The 17,932-nt window shown below is 58.3% G+C and carries 16 protein-coding genes; 14 read left to right on the top strand and 2 right to left on the bottom strand.

The window, feature by feature from the left end; genetic code table 11:
• The first annotated feature begins 18 nt into the window (after positions 1-18).
• The 13 genes from GVN17_RS09255 (at position 19) to GVN17_RS09315 (ending at position 14,608) form a co-directional block, all read left to right on the top strand.
• Positions 19-1,047, top strand: a complete 1,029-nt coding sequence (locus GVN17_RS09255) for a LuxR C-terminal-related transcriptional regulator (protein WP_166594950.1) — start codon at positions 19-21, stop codon at positions 1,045-1,047.
• Between the two features lie 169 nt (positions 1,048-1,216).
• Entirely contained in the window at positions 1,217-2,677 is a 1,461-nt protein-coding gene (locus GVN17_RS09260) for an APC family permease (protein WP_166594951.1), read from the top strand.
• A gap of 9 nt (positions 2,678-2,686) precedes the next feature.
• Positions 2,687-3,589 (top strand): polyprenyl synthetase family protein, encoded by a 903-nt coding sequence (locus tag GVN17_RS09265; protein ID WP_166594952.1) that lies wholly within the window; start codon positions 2,687-2,689, stop codon positions 3,587-3,589.
• A gap of 160 nt (positions 3,590-3,749) precedes the next feature.
• Positions 3,750-4,967, top strand: a complete 1,218-nt coding sequence (locus GVN17_RS09270; RefSeq protein ID WP_166594953.1) for a Xaa-Pro peptidase family protein — start codon at positions 3,750-3,752, stop codon at positions 4,965-4,967.
• Positions 4,968-5,045: 78 nt separating this feature from the next.
• Positions 5,046-5,873 carry a carbon-nitrogen hydrolase family protein gene (locus tag GVN17_RS09275; protein ID WP_166594954.1) on the top strand — a complete coding sequence of 276 codons (828 nt, stop codon included), beginning with the start codon at positions 5,046-5,048 and terminating at the stop codon, positions 5,871-5,873.
• A 217-nt stretch (positions 5,874-6,090) separates the two neighbouring features.
• Entirely contained in the window at positions 6,091-6,342 is a 252-nt protein-coding gene (locus tag GVN17_RS09280) for a helix-turn-helix domain-containing protein (protein WP_166594955.1), read from the top strand.
• Positions 6,339-7,553, top strand: a complete 1,215-nt coding sequence (locus GVN17_RS09285; protein WP_166594956.1) for a type II toxin-antitoxin system HipA family toxin — start codon at positions 6,339-6,341, stop codon at positions 7,551-7,553. Before GVN17_RS09280 ends, GVN17_RS09285 begins: the two co-directional genes overlap by 4 nt.
• Positions 7,554-7,825: 272 nt before the next feature.
• The gene (locus GVN17_RS09290) at positions 7,826-9,898 is read left to right on the top strand and encodes an LTA synthase family protein (protein ID WP_166594957.1); all 2,073 of its coding nucleotides are present in this window, start codon (positions 7,826-7,828) and stop codon (positions 9,896-9,898) included.
• 150 nt (positions 9,899-10,048) lie between these two features.
• Entirely contained in the window at positions 10,049-10,285 is a 237-nt protein-coding gene (locus tag GVN17_RS09295) for a hypothetical protein (protein WP_166594958.1), read from the top strand.
• A 248-nt stretch (positions 10,286-10,533) separates the two neighbouring features.
• Positions 10,534-10,872, top strand: coding sequence for a ribonuclease E inhibitor RraB (locus GVN17_RS09300; protein ID WP_166594959.1), 339 nt, complete (start codon positions 10,534-10,536; stop codon positions 10,870-10,872).
• 530 nt (positions 10,873-11,402) lie between these two features.
• A complete protein-coding gene (locus GVN17_RS09305; protein WP_166594960.1) occupies positions 11,403-12,812 on the top strand; it encodes a circularly permuted type 2 ATP-grasp protein in 1,410 nt (469 codons plus the stop codon).
• 12 nt (positions 12,813-12,824) lie between these two features.
• Positions 12,825-13,784: an alpha-E domain-containing protein gene (locus tag GVN17_RS09310; protein WP_166594961.1), complete on the top strand. Its 960-nt coding sequence runs from the start codon at positions 12,825-12,827 to the stop codon at positions 13,782-13,784.
• On the top strand, positions 13,781-14,608 hold the full coding sequence (locus GVN17_RS09315) for a transglutaminase family protein (protein ID WP_166594962.1): 828 nt from the start codon (positions 13,781-13,783) through the stop codon (positions 14,606-14,608). The genes GVN17_RS09310 and GVN17_RS09315 overlap by 4 nt, the downstream gene beginning before the upstream one ends.
• A 174-nt stretch (positions 14,609-14,782) precedes the next feature.
• Here the strand turns inward: GVN17_RS09315 and GVN17_RS09320 are convergent, their stop codons facing one another.
• Both GVN17_RS09320 and GVN17_RS09325 read right to left on the bottom strand, forming a co-directional pair.
• Positions 14,783-15,589: a cytochrome c gene (locus tag GVN17_RS09320; protein ID WP_306167750.1), complete on the bottom strand. Its 807-nt coding sequence runs from the start codon at positions 15,587-15,589 to the stop codon at positions 14,783-14,785.
• Between the two features lie 7 nt (positions 15,590-15,596).
• Positions 15,597-15,968: a rhodanese-like domain-containing protein gene (locus GVN17_RS09325; protein WP_166594964.1), complete on the bottom strand. Its 372-nt coding sequence runs from the start codon at positions 15,966-15,968 to the stop codon at positions 15,597-15,599.
• Between the two features lie 632 nt (positions 15,969-16,600).
• On the opposite strand from GVN17_RS09325, the gene GVN17_RS09330 reads away from it, so the two are divergent.
• Positions 16,601-17,806 (top strand): acetyl-CoA C-acetyltransferase, encoded by a 1,206-nt coding sequence (locus tag GVN17_RS09330; RefSeq protein ID WP_166594965.1) that lies wholly within the window; start codon positions 16,601-16,603, stop codon positions 17,804-17,806.
• Positions 17,807-17,932 lie beyond the last annotated feature (126 nt).

Here is a 17,932-nt window from a genome sequence, read left to right on the forward strand (position 1 = left end):
CGCGCGAGAGAACCGGGCATGAATGAAGTTCTTCATAATCAAAAGCCCGAGTGGATGGCCATTGCAGCGATTATCGACGCAGTGGGTCGCCGGGACTTTTATGCCACCGTATTGGAGACGCTTGGACGTTACATTAATTGCGAACGCTGGCTGGCCATCAAATACAGTCGATTCTCCGCGCCTGAGTTCATTGTCAATACCTCCTTGAGTGATGAGGCCGTTGAACAATATATGCACCAGCTTTATCGCATCGATCCCTTACTTCGCCTGGTGACTGAAGACCGCGTTCCCGCCGTGGTGACTTTTTCGCTCATGCAACATGAAGACGACTCCAATCTTTATTACGATGAAATCTTTAAATCTGGACAAATTCTGGATGAATTGACGTTGATGCTGCCTGTCATGGGCGGGGGCTACCTGGGCTTCTGTTTCGATCGGGAATCCACCCTGTTCAACGACGATGAAATCGCTTTGTTCACCGGCCTCTATCCCATCGTGGTGGCGGCTCACGCAGCGCACATGCGCACCGAATTCCTGCAGGGACTGGGCGCGCTCTTCGGGGATGGCAAGGTCGGTGTTCTCACCCTGGGCGATGACGATCACGTCATGTACCAGAATCCGGCGTGGAACACCCTGGCGGGCCATGCCCTGGATAAGGGCACCTTGGATTTCATTCTGAGTCAGCCCGAACTGATTGCCGTCCAGGTTCAAGGGCTGATTGCCCATTGGGAATATTCACGAAATGTCTCGGCTTCCGCGTCCGGAGTCCGGGCAGTGTTTCTTGAACGAAAGAGCGAAGGGTACATACAAACCGACGTTAAAGAGTTCTTTGAGCAGTTCTATGACATTTACCACCTCAGCCCCCGTGAGCGCCAGTTGGTGGAAAAAACCTTACGCGGGTATTCAATGCCGGTCATTGCGCAAAAGCTCGACCTCAGCTTGGGCACCGTGCGCAATTATAAGCAACGCCTTTATGCAAAGCTCGATATCACCAGCGAGCGAGAAATCTTTTCACTGTTCATGATGCACATGTTCGGGCAGGCCTAGCGGGGCGTGGTGCAGGTTAGCACTATTGGGGCAATCATTGATGGACGATAACATCGCCTTCAAGGCTGGGCGCGCACTCTGATAACAGGGTGTTCACAGCGCCTGGTCTACAACGACAACAATATGAACTTGAAGATTCGCGGTTGACGCGAGCGGCGGGAGTTTGCCCATGAACAGCACACCGGTTGACAAAGATTATTGTCAGGAAAAGGGACATCACCTGCAGCGTGAACTGAACTTTTCTTCCACTTTCTCTCTGGCGTTCGCCTTCATATCGCCCATCGTGGCCCTTTATTCCATCTTCGGCATCGGCATTTTGACGGTCGGCCCGGCCTTTTGGTGGGGACTGGTGGTGGCCATGGCTGGGCAACTGTTAGTGGCGCTGGTTTTCGCCATGCTGGTATCGAGATTTCCCTACGAAGGCAGCATTTATCAATGGTCTAAATACTTGCTTGGCTCCAGGTTCGGCTGGTTTGCAGGTTGGACGTATATCTGCACGTTGCCGATCACCATCGCTACCGTCGCGCTGGGCGGCGCAGGGTTTGTGGCGCAGCTATTTGGTACCGATGCGACCGACAAGATGATCAGTGTGCCGATCGCGTTGTTTCTTATCGCATTCGCCACGTGGGGCAACACCCAGGGCCGCAAGATTTTCTCGACCATCGTCTGGCTGTGCATCGGCGCCGAAGTGATCGGTTCGGTGGGCATTGGCGTACTGTTGCTGGTGGCGTTCAAGGTCAACGCGCTGTCGGTTCTAATTCCCGATGCGCAGGTGTTTGCGTGGCCAGAACCGGGCGTCTCCGGCTTTTTCTCGTCTAAGGTGGCGCTCGCCATCGCTTACTGCGGATGGGCGTTCGTGGGGTTTGAAAGCGCCGGTGCCGTCGCCGAAGAAGTGAAGGACCCTGAGCGTGCAGTGCCCAAGGCGATGTTGTTCTGCCTGTTGTCCGTGGGGGCTGTGGTGGCATTTTCGGCTTTTTCGCTGATTCTTGCCTTGCCCACGCTGGCGTTTCCGGCAGGCAGCGATCCGGTCACCGTGACGTTGATTACTCACCTTGGGCAAATCGCCTACAAGGGCATGCTGGTCCTGTTCGTCATTGGTTTTCTCGCGTGCATGCTGGGCATCCAGGCGTCGGTTTCTCGGGTGATCTGGGCTTTCGCCCGGGACAGGACCATTCCGTGCTCGGATTTTCTGCGGCAATTGAGCGGTGACGACAAGTTGCCCACTCGGGCTTTTCTGTTGACGGGCGGGTTATCGGCGCTGTTGTTCATGTTGTCGTTCACCAATCTCTATCCCTTGTTACTGGCGTTCAGCATTGCCGGATTCTATATCGCCTTTGCTTTCCCGTTGGTGGGAGCGTGTGTGAGCGTCTTGAAAGGCGAGTGGCGGCAGGGGCCTTTCTCGTTGGGTAAGTTGAGTATTCCCGTGATCTTTGTTGCGACGGCCTGGACCGTATTCGAAGCCGTCAATATTTCCTGGCCGCGTTATCCAGAACTTTCCTGGTACGAAAACTGGGCCGTGCCGATCATGATCGTTTTCCTCGCCGCCGTGGGTGTCGCCATTCATTCAAAGTGCGCTTCTCCTGCCCATGCGCACTCCTCGCTACGCACGGTCGTTGCCGATCACGAATAAGGCTGAATCATGGAGACAGTTGCAATCGTGAACGGCGAACGGTATCTGGCGCTTCGTGTTCGACTGGAAACCGGATTGAGAAAACTGCTGGCACCCAGCAGCCCGTCGTTGAATACGCTGTTTAACGCCATGGCGTATGGCGTATTCGAACCGGGAAAATGTTTACGGCCACTGCTGGCGTACAGCGCGTGCGAGGCGATGGGCGGATCGCTTGAAGCAGCGGACAGTGTCGCTTGCGCAGTGGAGCTGATGCACGCCTATTCGCTGATTCATGACGACCTCCCGGCCTTGGATGACGCACTTGTTCGTCGAGGCAAACCCGCCTTGCACGTGGCCTATGGCGAGAGCACGGCGCTGATAGCAGGGGATGCATTACAGGCGCTGGCGTTCGAATCACTGGCGCAGTCTTCGTCGGTCGATGCCGAGACCCGGCTGCGCATGGTGACCGTGTTGGCCAAGGCCGCAGGGCCCTCAGGACTTGCAGGCGGTCAGTTTCTCGACATGGCACTGGCCGGAGCGCGACCGACGCCTGAGCAGATCGGTGAAATGCAGTGGTTGAAAACCGGTGCGTTGATCGAAGCCAGCGTGGTGCTGGGGGCCATGGCGAGTAGCGCTGGGCTGGACACGAAACGCTTCAGGGCTATCAAGGCATACGCCGGGCACATCGGCAGGGCCTTTCAAGTGCGCGATGACATTTTGGATGTGATCGGCGATCAGGCCGTTGTGGGCAAAGCCATTCACGCAGACCAATACGCCGATAAGTCCACTGCTGTTTCTTTGTTGGGACTTCAAGGCGCGCGGCATTACGCCTGGAAACTTTTATCGGACGCATTAACGGCGCTGGCTGAATGTGGCCCGCAAGCCAATGCTCTTCGACAACTTGCCCATGTTGTCGTGGAACGCGAACGTTAACCGCACTCACAGTCTTGCCCAGCGTAATAGCGAATTCAACGATAGTGCAGAGTTGCAGTATTTGAATTATTGGGTCGCCCGTTGAACATGCAAACCATGGTGCTCGAATACTTCGCCGTTTCGACGCCTCTGCATAAAAACAAAGAATGAGGTAATTGTGATGACCATCGAAAGAATGAATTATCCCGACGGCTATTTTCCGGTCGACGAATATCAAAGTCGCTGGAAGAAAGTAGAAGACGAAATGCGCCTTAAAGGCTATGAGCTCGCCATTGTCTGGGGCAAGACTGCCGGCCATTATGAGCGGGCGATGGAAACGCTTTGGCTGACCAATTTCTGGTCGGAACATTCTGGCCAGGAACCGGATTCTCCGATCTGGAACGCCCGAGGTTTTTGCTGCGTGATTCTGGAACCCGGCAAAGAACCGGAGTTGCATGCCGATGTCGCCACGGTACGGCGTCGAATGGTGCGCTGTGGCGATTACTTCTTCAGTGACGATCCGATCAGCAGCGTTGCCAAGGCCCTGAACGCCCGAAAGCCACGTGGCAACGTGGTATTCGTCGGTTCGGATAACTTGCCGATGAAATACGCTCATCAGCTCGCTGAGCAGACCCCGGGTATTCAATTCGAATATGACGACAACCTGATCCGTCGCTGCCGTCGCATCAAGAGCCCGCGAGAGCTCGATATGTTTCGTGAAGCAGGGCAGATGGTGTCCAGCGCCTTGTACCGGGTATGCGACAGCCTCTACGCCGGCAAGACTGCAGCGGAAGCGGCGGCCGAGGGCGCATACGAACTGACGCGGCGCGGAGGCGGCTGGCTACGCATTCCCGTGAACTTCGGGAATGACGAGGACAGCCAGTTCTTCGAGCGAGATCCCATGTACGGGTACTCGATGGGCGCGCCGAGCAAGGGCGATATGGTCCGCACCTGGATCTACGGCCCCACCCATCAAGGGTACTGGCTAGACCCAGGCCGCTCGCTGGTGTGCGGCGGCAAACCGACACCCGAACAGCGCTCGCTGCTCGTGGACTCTTACTCGATCACGGAAGCCGTGATGAACTCAGTCAAGCACGGTGCTCGGGTGCTTGACGTGGTGGGCGAGGCCGAACGTGTGCAAGCGCGGGTCGCCGAAGAAGAGGATCTGGCCGCCAAGCAATGGCCGTACTTCGGCCATGGCAACGGCTCAATGTGGGAACACCCGATCATCAACCGAGACTCGGTCACAGCGGACGATATTTTCGAAGAAGGCATGGTGGCCTCCGGGGAGTCCTTCATGACGCGAAAAGGGGTGGGCAGCGTGGGCTGGGAACAAAACTTCATCGTCACCCGAACCGGAATCGAGTTGCTGACGACCACCCCAGTGTTCTGGTTCTGATCGACGACCCATCCTTCGACCTTTCAGGGCGCGGCGCCTTGCGACTTGGGTGCGGCGCTCTTTTTTATTGAGGCGTACATGAACATTTTTCTGGCACAAATGCCCATCGCAGATGCACAGGTCGAGATCAACCTGAGCAATATGCTGTCGATGGTCCGTAATGCTCCGCTCGATACCGATCTGCTCGTGTTTCCAGAGACAACGCTGTCAGGTTTCCCGACTGCAGATGAGATCCACCGCATCGGACTGGCCGCCGACAGCAAGCCCATACGGCTCATTCAGGAGGCGGCACGCAAGAGCGACAAGGCGGTGGCATTCGGATTTTGCGAGTTGGCTGACGAGCGCGCGTACAACACGGCAATGCTGATCGATCGTGCTGGGCGCATCGCTCTCAAGTACCGCAAGACGCACCTCTGGCCCGACACGGATTGGGGAGTGTTCGAGGCCGGCTCGCAGTATGCGGTGTGCGAAATCGCCTCGCTGCGCGTCGGCATGCTCATCTGCTATGACATCGAATTCCCCGAAACCGCCCGATCGCTCGCTGTGTTGGACGTTGATCTCATCCTGGTGCTGGATGGCAACATGAACCCTTACGGCCCCGTCCACCGCCGTGCAGTGATCGCGCGGGCAATGGAAAACCAGTGCTTCGCCGTGCTGGTGAACCGGATTGGCGAAGGCAAGGGTCTGTCATTTCCTGGGGAGAGTGTCGCTGTCGACCCACTCGGGACTGTGCTGGTCGAGGCTATCGACGGCCATCCCGTTCGCGTCATGCTGCGCCGCGAATGCATTGAGGAATGCCGAAGCGCTTACCGCTATCTGCGTGACCGTCGTGCCGCGCCACTGAGTTCCGAACAGGTGATCAGCGAAGGCGGCATCCCCAATACCATCAGCGTCATTCCAGCCTGATCAGCTTGCGCTTGAAGAGTGATAAGGCGCTGAACAACCGCCTCCCGCGGCGTTGGAGGCTTTTGCACGTCGTCACTCAACTTAAAATTATCCAATTATTTGTTATTTATACGTAACATGATTTAGGTAATGTTACGTTTAAATAACATGGGCCTTGATGCATTCCGATGTCACGTATACATTGCATTTACTCAGCGATGTTATGCAGGCATGACAAATGGACGCAAATCTCCTCATTGAGCGTTTGGGGCATCAGATTGAAAGCATGCGCAAGGCACGGGGCCTTACGCAGCTTCAATTGGCGGCGCAATCCGGGCTAACACGGCAAAAGCTGGCAGAGATCGAAAAAGGCAGTCCTACCGTCTCCATGAAGTTCTATGCGAGCGCTTTGGCAGCCCTCGGTGCCGAAATCAGCGTGGTCCCTGCCCGGCGTCCCTCCTATGAAGAATTAAGGGAGGTCTTTCGATGAAGCCGCTGGACCGGGTGCGTATTCTCACGCCGCAGGGCGAAAGCGGTGAATTGTCGGAGGCAGAGTCGGGTGACTACCTGTTCCGCTACGGCCTGGACGCCACGCCTACTTCGCAAATCAGCCTGACGATGCCCGTACGTGATGCAGCCTTTATTTCCCGCAATCTGCATCCCGTCTTCCAGATGAACCTGCCGGAAGGATACGTGCTGGAGCAACTGCGCAATCGTCTCGCCAAAACCACGCCCCTCAATCCGATGTTGCTGATGGCGCTCACCGGCAGCGGTTCCCCCATCGGCCGTGTCGCGGTTCAGTCGGCGATGATTGATGAGCTGTTGGGTGCGCAGAACGCTGCCGAAGGGCGAAGCCTGAGCCAGATCCTCACGTGGGACGGTACTGAAGACCTGTTTGCCGAACTGGTTGACCGCTATCTGTTGCGCACGGGCATCTCGGGAGTACAGCCCAAAGTCATCGTCCCGGAGGGAGCCTTCGCTGCCGATCCCAAAGCCACGCTGTTGATGCCAGAGCTGATCGTCAAGTCGGGACGTGCCGACTTTCCGGGGCTGGCCATCAACGAATATGTCTGCATGGACGCAGCGCGGCGGGCGGGAATGCCGGTACCTGAATTCCATCTTTCCGATAATCGCCAACTGTTCGTGATGCGACGCTTTGATCGCGATGCCGAGCAGCGCCCGATCGGCTTTGAGGACATGGCGGTCCTGATGGGATTGGGCACCGAGCAAAAGTACGATTCCAGCTATGAAAAGATCGTCAGGGCCATTCGGCTGTTCTGCGCGCCTGAACATATTCAGACATCCCTTGAGCAGTGCTTCGACATTGTGGCCTTGAGTTGCATGGTGGGTAACGGCGATGCCCATTTGAAGAATTTCGGCCTGCTGTATCGCGATCCATTGGGCGCCGATGCGCAACTGGCGCCGGCCTACGACATCGTCAACACCACGGCCTATCTGCAAGACGACTCGCTGGCCCTTCGACTGGCGGGGTCAAAAAGCCTGTTCGGTTCGCGCCTGGGCATTCTGGAGCTGGCGCAGACGTGCAATATCCGCAAACCGAAGCCGCGCTTGTTGAAGCTGATCGCGGCCGTGAACGCATCGCTTGAAGGGAATGCCTCCTTGGCAGAACACGCCCCTGAAGTATTCAACGCCATTCAGTATGCGGTGGGTCTTTACGCCCAAACCTTCTGCGACAAATGAGAGAAAAGCGTTTGTAAGAAAATGTTAGAACCTCGTTCAAACGACGGAATTTTCACTGTTTCGTCGCGAAACTCCGCATCGCTTTGCGACCTCTTCAAGATTGACGAGAGCTTTCAACGCGGACCCGGTCATGAAGAATGCGCCGCATTGGTGGTAAACACTGGGCGATCACGTAATATTTGCCCCCCGCGACCCACACCGGCGTTCTTTCGATGTCACCGGGCGCACAGGCTTTTCGAACTTAAACCTGAATCCAACGGACTCTACGACACATGGCCAAACCGGACGCCCCGGCGCGCGCGCCGCAACCTACCGTCAAATCGCACCTGGCCTATACGCTGCTGAGCGGGCTGGCGCTGATGGTGCTGTACACCCTGTTGCGCGTCGCGCTGCTGGTCTACAACCGCGAAGGGATCGGCGCGACGCCGGCCTCGACATTCATTGAGGCGTTCGGCAACGGTCTGCGTTTCGACCTGCGGTTGGTGGTCTACATCCTGATCCCGCTGCTGCTGGCCTTGTTCAGTGCGCGTTTGATGGCCGCGCGGGGTCTTTTCCGTTTCTGGCTGACGCTGGTCGCGAGCCTGACCACGTTCTTCGGCCTGATGGAGATGGATTTCTACCGCGAATTCCACCAGCGCCTGAACGGCCTGGTCTTCCAGTACGTGAAAGAAGACCCGAAAACCGTGCTGAGCATGATCTGGTACGGCTACCCGGTGGTGCGTTATCTGCTGGCCTGGGCCTTGCTGACCTGGCTGCTCAGTCTGGTGTTCAAAGGCATCGACCGTGCGACCCGTCCGCGCGGCGGCTTCAATATTGGCAGCTCCAGCAACCGCATCGTCGCACCGTGGTACACCCGGGTCGGCGTCTTCGTGCTGTGTCTGGTGGTCGCGGTGATCGCAGCGCGCGGCACCTTGCGTCAAGGTCCTCCACTGCGTTGGGGTGATGCGTACACCACCGAATCGAATTTCGCCAACACCCTGGGCCTGAACGGCACACTGACGCTGATCGCCGCCGCGAAGAGCCGGATGTCCGAAGACCGGGACAACATCTGGAAGGCCACCCTCCCGGTGGCAGAAGCCCAGCAAACCGTGCGCGACATGCTGCTGACCGCCAACGATAAGCTGGTGGATTCGGACAAGGCCGCCGTTCGACGCGACTTCAATCCGCCCGCTGCCAACACGCTTCCGATCAAGAACGTTGTCGTGATCCTGATGGAAAGCTTCGCCGGTCACTCCGTAGGTGCACTGGGTGACGAGTCCAACATCACGCCGTACTTCGACAAGCTGTCGGAAGAGGGCCTGCTGTTCGATCACTTCTTCTCCAACGGTACGCACACCCACCAGGGCATGTTTGCGACGATGGCGTGCTTCCCGAACCTGCCAGGCTTCGAATACCTGATGCAGACCCCGGAAGGCAGTCACAAGCTGTCCGGCCTGCCGCAACTGCTGAGCGGCGCCCGCAAGTATGACGACGTGTACGTCTACAACGGCGACTTCGCCTGGGACAACCAGTCCGGGTTCTTCAGCAACCAGGGCATGACCAACTTCATCGGCCGTAACGACTTCGTCAACCCGGTGTTCTCCGACCCGACGTGGGGTGTGTCCGACCAGGACATGTTCGACCGTGGCGCTCAGGAACTGAAAGACCGCGAAGCCAAGGGCAAGCCGTTCTATGCCTTGCTGCAGACCCTGTCGAACCACACGCCGTACGCGCTGCCCACCAACCTGCCGGTGGAACGCGTCACGGGTCATGGCACGCTGGACGAGCATTTGACGGCGATGCGGTATTCCGACTGGGCGCTGGGGCAGTTCTTCGAAAAGGCCAAAAAAGAGCCGTACTACAAGGACACCCTGTTCGTGGTCGTGGGTGACCACGGGTTCGGCAACAACGAGCAGATCACCGAAATGGACCTGGGTCGCTTCAACGTGCCCATGCTCATGATCGCACCGGGCCTGCAATACAAGTTCGGCAAGCGCAGCAGCATTGTCGGCACACAGATCGACATCGTGCCGACCATCATGGGCCGCCTGGGCGGCGACACCGTGCACCAGTGCTGGGGCCGTGACTTGCTGAACCTGCCAGCGGGCGACCTGGGCTTTGGCGTAATCAAGCCGTCGGGCAGCGAGCAGACTGTGGCAATCGTCACGGGCAACCGCATCCTGATCGAGCCGAAGGAAATGGAACCGAAGATCTACAACTACGAACTGGGCACCAAACCCCACGCTGAACTGGTTCCGAACGCGCCTGACATCGCCGAACTGCGCAAGAAGCTCGACAGCTTCCTGCAGACCGCGACCAAGAGCCTGTTGGACAACACGGCCGGTGTGAAAGACGCCAAGCCGTAAGCCGCGTCCTGCATGAAAAAAGAGGCCTGTCTGGCCTCTTTTTTTTGCGCGTAAGTCCCGTTGCGCCAAGGCAAAAAACGTTGAACGAATGCTAAAAACGCGCAGTCCGATTTCGGTAGGCCGACGTGCGGCCTGACTGAGGAGACATTGATGAAAGTCTGGACTATTTCGTTTCAGGATAAAGATGGGGTGCAGCAGAGCCACAATCTTGAACTGGAGCACCGTCCCAGTGAGGAGGAAGCTGCGCAGCACCTGCGCCCGATTCTGTTCCCGGTCGTCAATGAGCTTGATCTGAACGATCTGGACGGTCGATCAAGGGCGCCCACGGCTGAAATTCTGAAGGAGCAGAATGCGGTGCAGATCATCTCCATCGTGGAGGCGTCCTGAAAAAACCTGTGCAATCTCCAACGGTTGCCAATTGGCAACGCGCCAGAAATGGGCGTAGTCTGCGATTGAGGCCGGTGAAGCATCCAACCGCGCCAGTTCGCGTACGGATGCCTGATTTGTAACAGCGGCACCGGCCTTGTCAGCGACATGCTTGAATCCCAGGTGACGGATGATCCGTTGCTTGATGCCCTTCAGGGGCATTTCGGGATGGTTGAAACTCTATCTATCGTTGCATAGGAGGACGTTTCATGAGCACGACCTATCAAGAAGACATCAGCAGTCACGTACTGCGCCGCATGAAAGAAGGCGGTTTCGACTTCGCACGTATCCATCCTATCGAGTTCTACGCAGTCTTCCCGGACGAGGAGCGGGCGCGTCAGGCGGCGGAAAAGTTTCGCGGTGAATCCCTCAATACCCAAGTCAACGCCCGTGAGGACGGGGCGTGGCACCTGCAATTGAGTAAATTGATGTACGCCACCTACGACGGCATCGGCGACTTTGAGCAGGATTTCCAGACCGCCATTTTAGGGCTGGATGGCGAGGTCGAGGGCTGGGGTGTGAAGCAGGAGATCAAGCGGCTTCATTAGAGCGGTGCCTGGCCTCAGGCTTTGTGATGATCCATTGTGGGAGCGAATTCATTCGCGAAAAAAGGGTTCGGGCAATGGAGATGTGTTGGCTGTACCTACCAATCGCGAATGAATTCGCTCCTACAGGTTCAAGTTCGCCAAAGTATCAAGCACGACACTGATTCGCAGAAAATCAAAAACAGGGCAAAAAAAAGCCGCTCGGGTAGGAGCGGCATAAAGGGAATATCGGCAAGCAGTCCCGTCACGCCAACACTCGCCGATGCAGTCTGCAGCGAGGTTGTCTGCGTGAATGGCGCGATTATTCGCGAACAAAGTCAGGCCGGGAAATCAACTCTGACTATGCTTCCAATAGGTTTTTCTGCAGCAGGACGCTTCTCTTTGAAGCGTAGGGGAATGGGTTAGAGCGCTTCTTGCACAGGAATGGTGCGAAGGCTTTCGCTGTTTTATTCAACTCATTGATTTCAAAGCGTTTATGCCGATGGCACGGGCCTTGCGAAGGCCTTAGTGTCCATGGTGACAAGGAGTACGGCATGATCCGCACCTTTTATGATGAGATGTACGATGCCGACGGTTCTGTCCGTCCGCATTATCGGGAATTCGCCCGCTGGCTGGGTGAAGCGCCACCTGAGTTGCTCGCTCAGCGTCGGCGTGAGGCCGATCTTTTGTTTCATCGCGCCGGGATTACCTTCACGTTGTACGGTGACGAGCAGGGGACCGAACGTCTGATCCCCTTCGATACGATTCCTCGCAGCATCCCCGCCAGTGAATGGCGCGTGGTCGAGCGCGGCTGCATCCAGCGCGTCAAGGCGCTGAACATGTTCCTCGCCGACCTTTATCACGACCAACGCATTATCAAGGCCGGGATCATCCCCGCCGAGCAGGTGCTGGCCAACGAGCAGTACCAGTTGGCAATGCAAGGCCTGAACCTGCACCGCGACCTCTATTCGCACATTTCCGGGGTTGACCTGGTGCGCGATGGCGACGGCACCTATTACGTCCTCGAAGACAACTTGCGCACCCCAAGCGGCGTGAGCTACATGCTCGAAGACCGCAAGATGATGATGCGCCTGTTCCCCGAATTGTTCGCCGCGCAACGCATCGCGCCGGTCGATCACTACTCGAATCTGTTGCTCGATACGCTGAAAAGCTCCAGCCCGCTGGATAACCCCAGTGTGGTCGTGCTGACGCCGGGCCGGTTCAACAGCGCGTTCTTCGAACATGCGTTCCTGGCGCGGGAAATGGGCGTGGAACTGGTGGAAGGCGCCGACCTGTTCGTGCGCGATGACCGCGTGTTCATGCGCACCACGGACGGCCCGAAAGCGGTGGACGTGATCTACCGTCGGCTCGACGACGCCTTCCTCGATCCGCTGGCGTTCAACCCGGATTCGATGCTCGGCGTGCCGGGCCTGCTGTCGGCCTATCGCTCGGGCAATGTGGTGCTGGCCAACGCCATTGGCACCGGGGTCGCCGACGACAAATCGGTGTACCCGTTCGTGACCGACATGATCCGCTTCTACCTCGACGAAGAGCCGATTCTGAAAAACGTGCCGACCTGGCAATGCCGCAAACCGGAAGAGCTGTCCCACGTGCTGGCCAATCTTGGCGATCTGGTGGTCAAGGAAACCCAGGGCTCCGGTGGCTACGGGATGCTGGTCGGTCCGGCGGCGACGGCGGCGGAAATCGAGTCGTTTCGTGCCCGTCTGAAAGCCAAGCCTCACGCGTACATCGCTCAACCTACCTTGTCCCTGTCGACCTGTCCGACCTTCGTCGAGAACGGCATCGCCCCGCGACACATCGACCTGCGCCCCTTCGTGTTGTCTGGCCGCGAAACCCGCGTGGTTCCCGGTGGACTGACCCGCGTTGCGTTGCGCGAAGGGTCTTTGGTGGTCAACTCGTCGCAGGGTGGCGGAACCAAGGACACTTGGGTGGTCGAGGATTAAGGATGCCTGCCAATGCTAAGTAGAACTGCCTCGGATTTATATTGGATGTCGCGGTACCTGGAGCGGGCGGAAAACCTCGCACGGATGCTGGACGTCAGTTACTCGCTGTCGCTGATGCCTCAGGACGGACGCGGGGATGGCCTCAATGAACTCGCCATGCCGCTGCTGATCACCGGAACCCTGGACGATTACCGCGAGCGCCACGGCGATCTTCATGCCGAGCGCCTGCTGCATTTCTTCGCGCTGGATGCCGAGAATCCCGCCAGCATTTTCAGCTGTCTGGCGGCGGCGCGGGCCAGTGCCCATGCGGTACGTGGGCGTATTACCGCGGACATGTGGGAAAACATCAACTCGACATACCTGGAAATTCGCGGCATCGCCGAACAGGGCCTGAGCCGATATGGCATGAGCCGGTTCTGCGAGTGGGTCAAGGAGCGTTCGCACCTGTTCCGCGGGGCGACCTACGGCACCATCATGCGTAACGACGCGTTCCGTTTCATTCGGCTGGGCACCTTCATCGAACGCGCCGACAACACCCTGCGCATGCTCGATGCCCGCTATGAAATGCTTGAACTGCGCGGGCCGTCTGCCAACGCGGCAGCGGACAGCTCAGCAGCGGGTTACTACCAGTGGAGTGCCTTGCTTCGGGCACTGTCGTCGTTCGAAGCCTACACCGAGGTCTACCGCGACGCGCCGGGGGCGCGTCAAGTCGCCGAATTGCTGCTGTTGCGCGCCGACATCCCGCGTTCACTGCGCGCCTGTCTTGAAGAACTGGACCTGATTCTCGCCAGCCTGCCGGGGGCCAATGGCCGTCCCGCGCAACGCCTGGCCGCCGAACTCGACGCTCGTCTGCGCTATACCGGCATCGACGAAATCCTCGGCGAAGGCCTGCACGAATGGTTGAACGAATTCATTCCGCTGCTGGCCCAACTGGGTAACGTTATTCACACTTCCTATCTGGAGGCAGCATGAGACTGTCCATTAGTCACGAGACCACCTATCACTACGACGATCAGGTCCGCGCCAGCATCCAGTATTTGCGTCTGACCCCCCACGACAGCGAGCGCCAGCAGGTGCTCAGTTGGCAACTGGCACTGCCGCGCCCGGTTCGTGCGCAGGTCGATCCGTTCGGCAACATTCTGCACGTGTTGACCCTGGACGAACCCCATGAGGCCATCGTCATCGGCGCGCGTGGGCAGGTGGAAATCGACGAGAAGCGTGAAGCCGAACATGAAAGCCAGTCTTCGCTGCCGTTCTTGCGCTTCACCCGCTTGACCGAAGCGGACGAAGCCATGCGTGAGTTCGCGGCGCGTGAAACCAAGGCGTGCACTGACCGCACCGGGCTGATCGATCTGATGCAGGCGCTGAACCAGCACATCGTTTACACACCGGGCTCGACGGCCGTCGATACCAGTGCTGCTCAAGCCTTTGCCAACGGGGCAGGGGTTTGCCAGGACCACACTCACGCGTTTCTCGCCTGCGCCCGCAGTCTTGGCGTGCCTTCGCGTTACGTGTCGGGATATTTGTACAGCGATAGCAGCGAGCATTTGTCGAGTCATGCGTGGGCCGAAGCGTGGATCGAAGGTGCGTGGTACAGCTTTGACGTGACCAACCAACTGGCCATTCCTGAGCGTCATCTGAAGCTGGCGGTGGGTCTGGATTACCTCGACGCCTGCCCGGTGCGTGGCATGCGTCGCGGCGGCGGATGTGAACAGATGCACGCGAAGGTGGTGGTTTCGGATTCAGCGCCCATTGCCAAGCCGGTCGTGCAGATGCAGGTGCAGCGGCAGTCGTGAGGATAGTTTCAGTCTCGATTCGTTGCTGACACGCCAAAACACTGCCTGGCACGAAACCTGTGGGAGCGAATTCATTCGCGAAAGAGGGTTCTGTCGATAGAGACGTGTCGGCTGGACCGGCCAATCGCGAATGAATTCGCTCCCACAGTAGTTTTGCGCCAGACCTGGAGCGTTTTACTGGCCAGCTTTACGTCCTGCCATGTGCTTCAAATACGCTACGACCTGATCCAGCTCCTGATCCGACAACACCTCCTGAGTGATCGCCGGCATCTTCGCCTGCGGCCATTGGCGCAGGTTCTGCGGATTGCGGATGTACAGCTTCAGATAATCCCCGGCGAAATATTCGGTGGGGTTGTGCGGGATGTTCAAGTCCGGGCCCAACTGCGAATCCCCCGCGCCATTCAGCCGGTGGCACGCTAAACAATTCTTCTGAAACAGCGCGAAACCTTTGTTGACAGGATCGTCTGCGGCGAGCTTCGCGTCAGGTAACAGCGCCGGAAATCGCTCAGCGACCGACGTCAGCAATTTGATCTGGCCGACCGCATACGGCCACTGCTCAGGGCTGATCTTGCTCGCCGCCGGGTCGGTCCACACCAGATAAAACGGTCCGGCGCTCGGCTTGTCCTGGCTCAATCCAGGCCACGGATGCGCGGGGTCATCAACGGCAAGCCAGGCCTGTGAGCCGGTCTTTTGCAGCAGCGGCCCTGCGGGCATTTCCGCTGCAAAACCATCGGTGGCGACGGCTTGCAGATGGGCATCGCCTGTCACGCCTTCAAGCAGAGCCGCCACGGGCACGGCGCGATAGTGCATCTCGCGCTTGTAGGACACGTCGGCGGGGATGTCGATGTCTCGGGCTTGAGGGTGCTGCAGGAGCTGGTCGGTGTTCCAGGTCTTGGCGCCATGGCCCAGATCGACCGTCAATTGTGCCGCGTACGCAGGCAAGGCCAGCAAGGTGCCGGCCAGCAGGAAAAGGAAGCGCAAGATGGGGTTACTCCGCAGGATCGTCGGTGACGTCGTACAGCGCGTTGTGCAGTTCGTCATAAGTGCCGCCGTTGATGATGCTGTTGTAGCCCGCTTTCATCAACTTGTCCTGGGCACTGCTGGCGCGCGCGTTGCTGGAGCTGAACACGACCATCACCAGATTGCGGTCAGTCATCACCTGTTTGAGTTGCGGCACCAGACGGCGGTCGTCCACGCGCACGGCATTGAGCACCGTGCCCGCGTCATAATCGGTCTGGCTGCGCACATCGATGGCCAGTTTGCCATCCCTGATTGCGGCCACAGCCTCGGCCTGTTCGACCGGCCCGGCCTGCGCGACGACGCTGAAACCCAGTGCGAAAACTGCCAGCCACTGACGCATGCGCTCACCTCCCTGTTTCGATAGAAAGAGGGTGGCACAAATACGCTGTGTCGCAAGCGTGGATTCACAGTCTCAGCCGAACAAACGGGTCATGTTCGGCAAAATCAACAGGAGAGTGGTGGCGAAAACAATCAGCCCGGCTTGACGTACTTTCGAATGCTTGAACATGGCGCATGCCTTTTGTTGTTATTCCTGAGCGACAAAAGCTCACCGGCTTCGTCAAGGGAGGAAGCGGCAGCTGGCAAAGGTGAAATCAAAGAGCAGGTGTCCCGACAAGTGATCGGCGACGGGGGCGCTATACGAAACGTTTTTATTGCGCCTCTGCTACAGACTTCACCTTAGAGCCCACGTGCCACGCTGCTTAGAACGGTTTGATATGAATAATGCGATTTGGTTAGGAAGAATGGCGATAAGGCGATTCGCTAGCATGAAACACTCCCTTGCTAGACGCATCGGCGGAAATCACGGGAACTCCGATAGCTGACTACCGTTCGTCCGAGTCCGAAACTTCCCACAACAAGCTAGTCTTGATCACAGTCAAGTGAACTGAGCACTTCCATCATTGAACGTATCTGTGTGACCGTTATGGTGTCAGCAGAACAAAAATTTCCAGCAGGGCAGCGAGGGACACAATGACCGAAGCGTTTATTTTCGATGCGCTGCGCACACCCCGTGGCAAAGGCAAGCCCGACGGGTCGCTGTACAGCGTCAAGCCAGTGGATTTGCTGGCGGGGTTGATGAGGGAGCTGCAGCTGCGCACGCACCTGGACACTGCTCAGGTCGACGACATCGTGCTGGGCTGCGTGACGCCGATTGGCGATCAGGGCGCCGACATTGCCAAGACGGCGGCACTGGTCGCCGACTGGGCCGTCAATGTGGCGGGCGTGCAGGTCAACCGGTTCTGTGCCTCAGGCCTGGAAGCGGTGAATCTGGGGGCGATGAAAGTTCGATCCGGATTTGAGGACCTGGTGGTGGTCGGCGGCGTGGAGTCCATGTCCCGCGTGCCGATGGGCAGCGACGGCGGCGCCTGGGTGCTGGACCCGCTGACCAACTTGCACACCCAGTTCACCCCTCAAGGCATCGGCGCGGACCTCATCGCGACGATTGAAGGCTTCAGTCGAGAGGATGTGGACCGGTTTGCGCTGCACTCCCAACAAAAAGCCGCAGCCGCCCATGAACGCGGGGCGTTTCGCCGATCACTGGTGCCTGTTCGCGATCAGAACGGCCTGTTGCTGCTGGACCATGACGAGTTCATTCGCGGCGACTCGACGCTGGACGGCTTGGCCAAACTCAAGCCCAGCTTCGAAGCCATCGGTCAGATGGGGTACGACGCAACGGCGCTGCGGGTCTACAGCCATGTCGAACGCATCCACCACGTGCACACGCCGGGCAACAGCTCGGGGATCGTCGATGGCGCGGCGTTGATGCTGGTGGGGTCGCAGCAAAAGGGTCAGGAACTGGGCTTGCGGCCTCGGGCGCGGATCGTCGCGACGGCGGTGACCAGCACTGACCCGACCATCATGCTTACCGGCCCCGGCCCGGCGACACGCAAAGCGTTGGCGCGAGCGGGGTTGAAGATCGACGACATCGACCTGTTCGAAGTGAACGAAGCCTTCGCCTCGGTGGTGTTGAAGTTCATCAAAGACATGAACGTGGACCCGGACAAGGTCAACGTCAACGGTGGCTCGATTGCCCTGGGTCACCCCCTCGGCGCCACTGGCTGCATCCTCCTCGGCACCTTGCTCGACGAACTCGAAGCGCGCCAGCTGCGGTACGGGCTGGCGACCCTGTGCGTGGGCGGTGGCATGGGGATTGCGACGATTATCGAGCGGGTGTGATACAGGGCATCATGGCGTTTGAATACTGAACCTGTGGGAGCGAATTTATCGCGAAAGGGGCGGTACGAACGATGCACCTCTGTCGCCCGTGCGATTTTCGCGAATGAATTCGCTCCCACAGGTGGG

Origin of the sequence: Pseudomonas sp. SLFW (assembly GCF_009905615.1) — a bacterium.
GTDB lineage: Bacteria > Pseudomonadota > Gammaproteobacteria > Pseudomonadales > Pseudomonadaceae > Aquipseudomonas > Aquipseudomonas bambusae.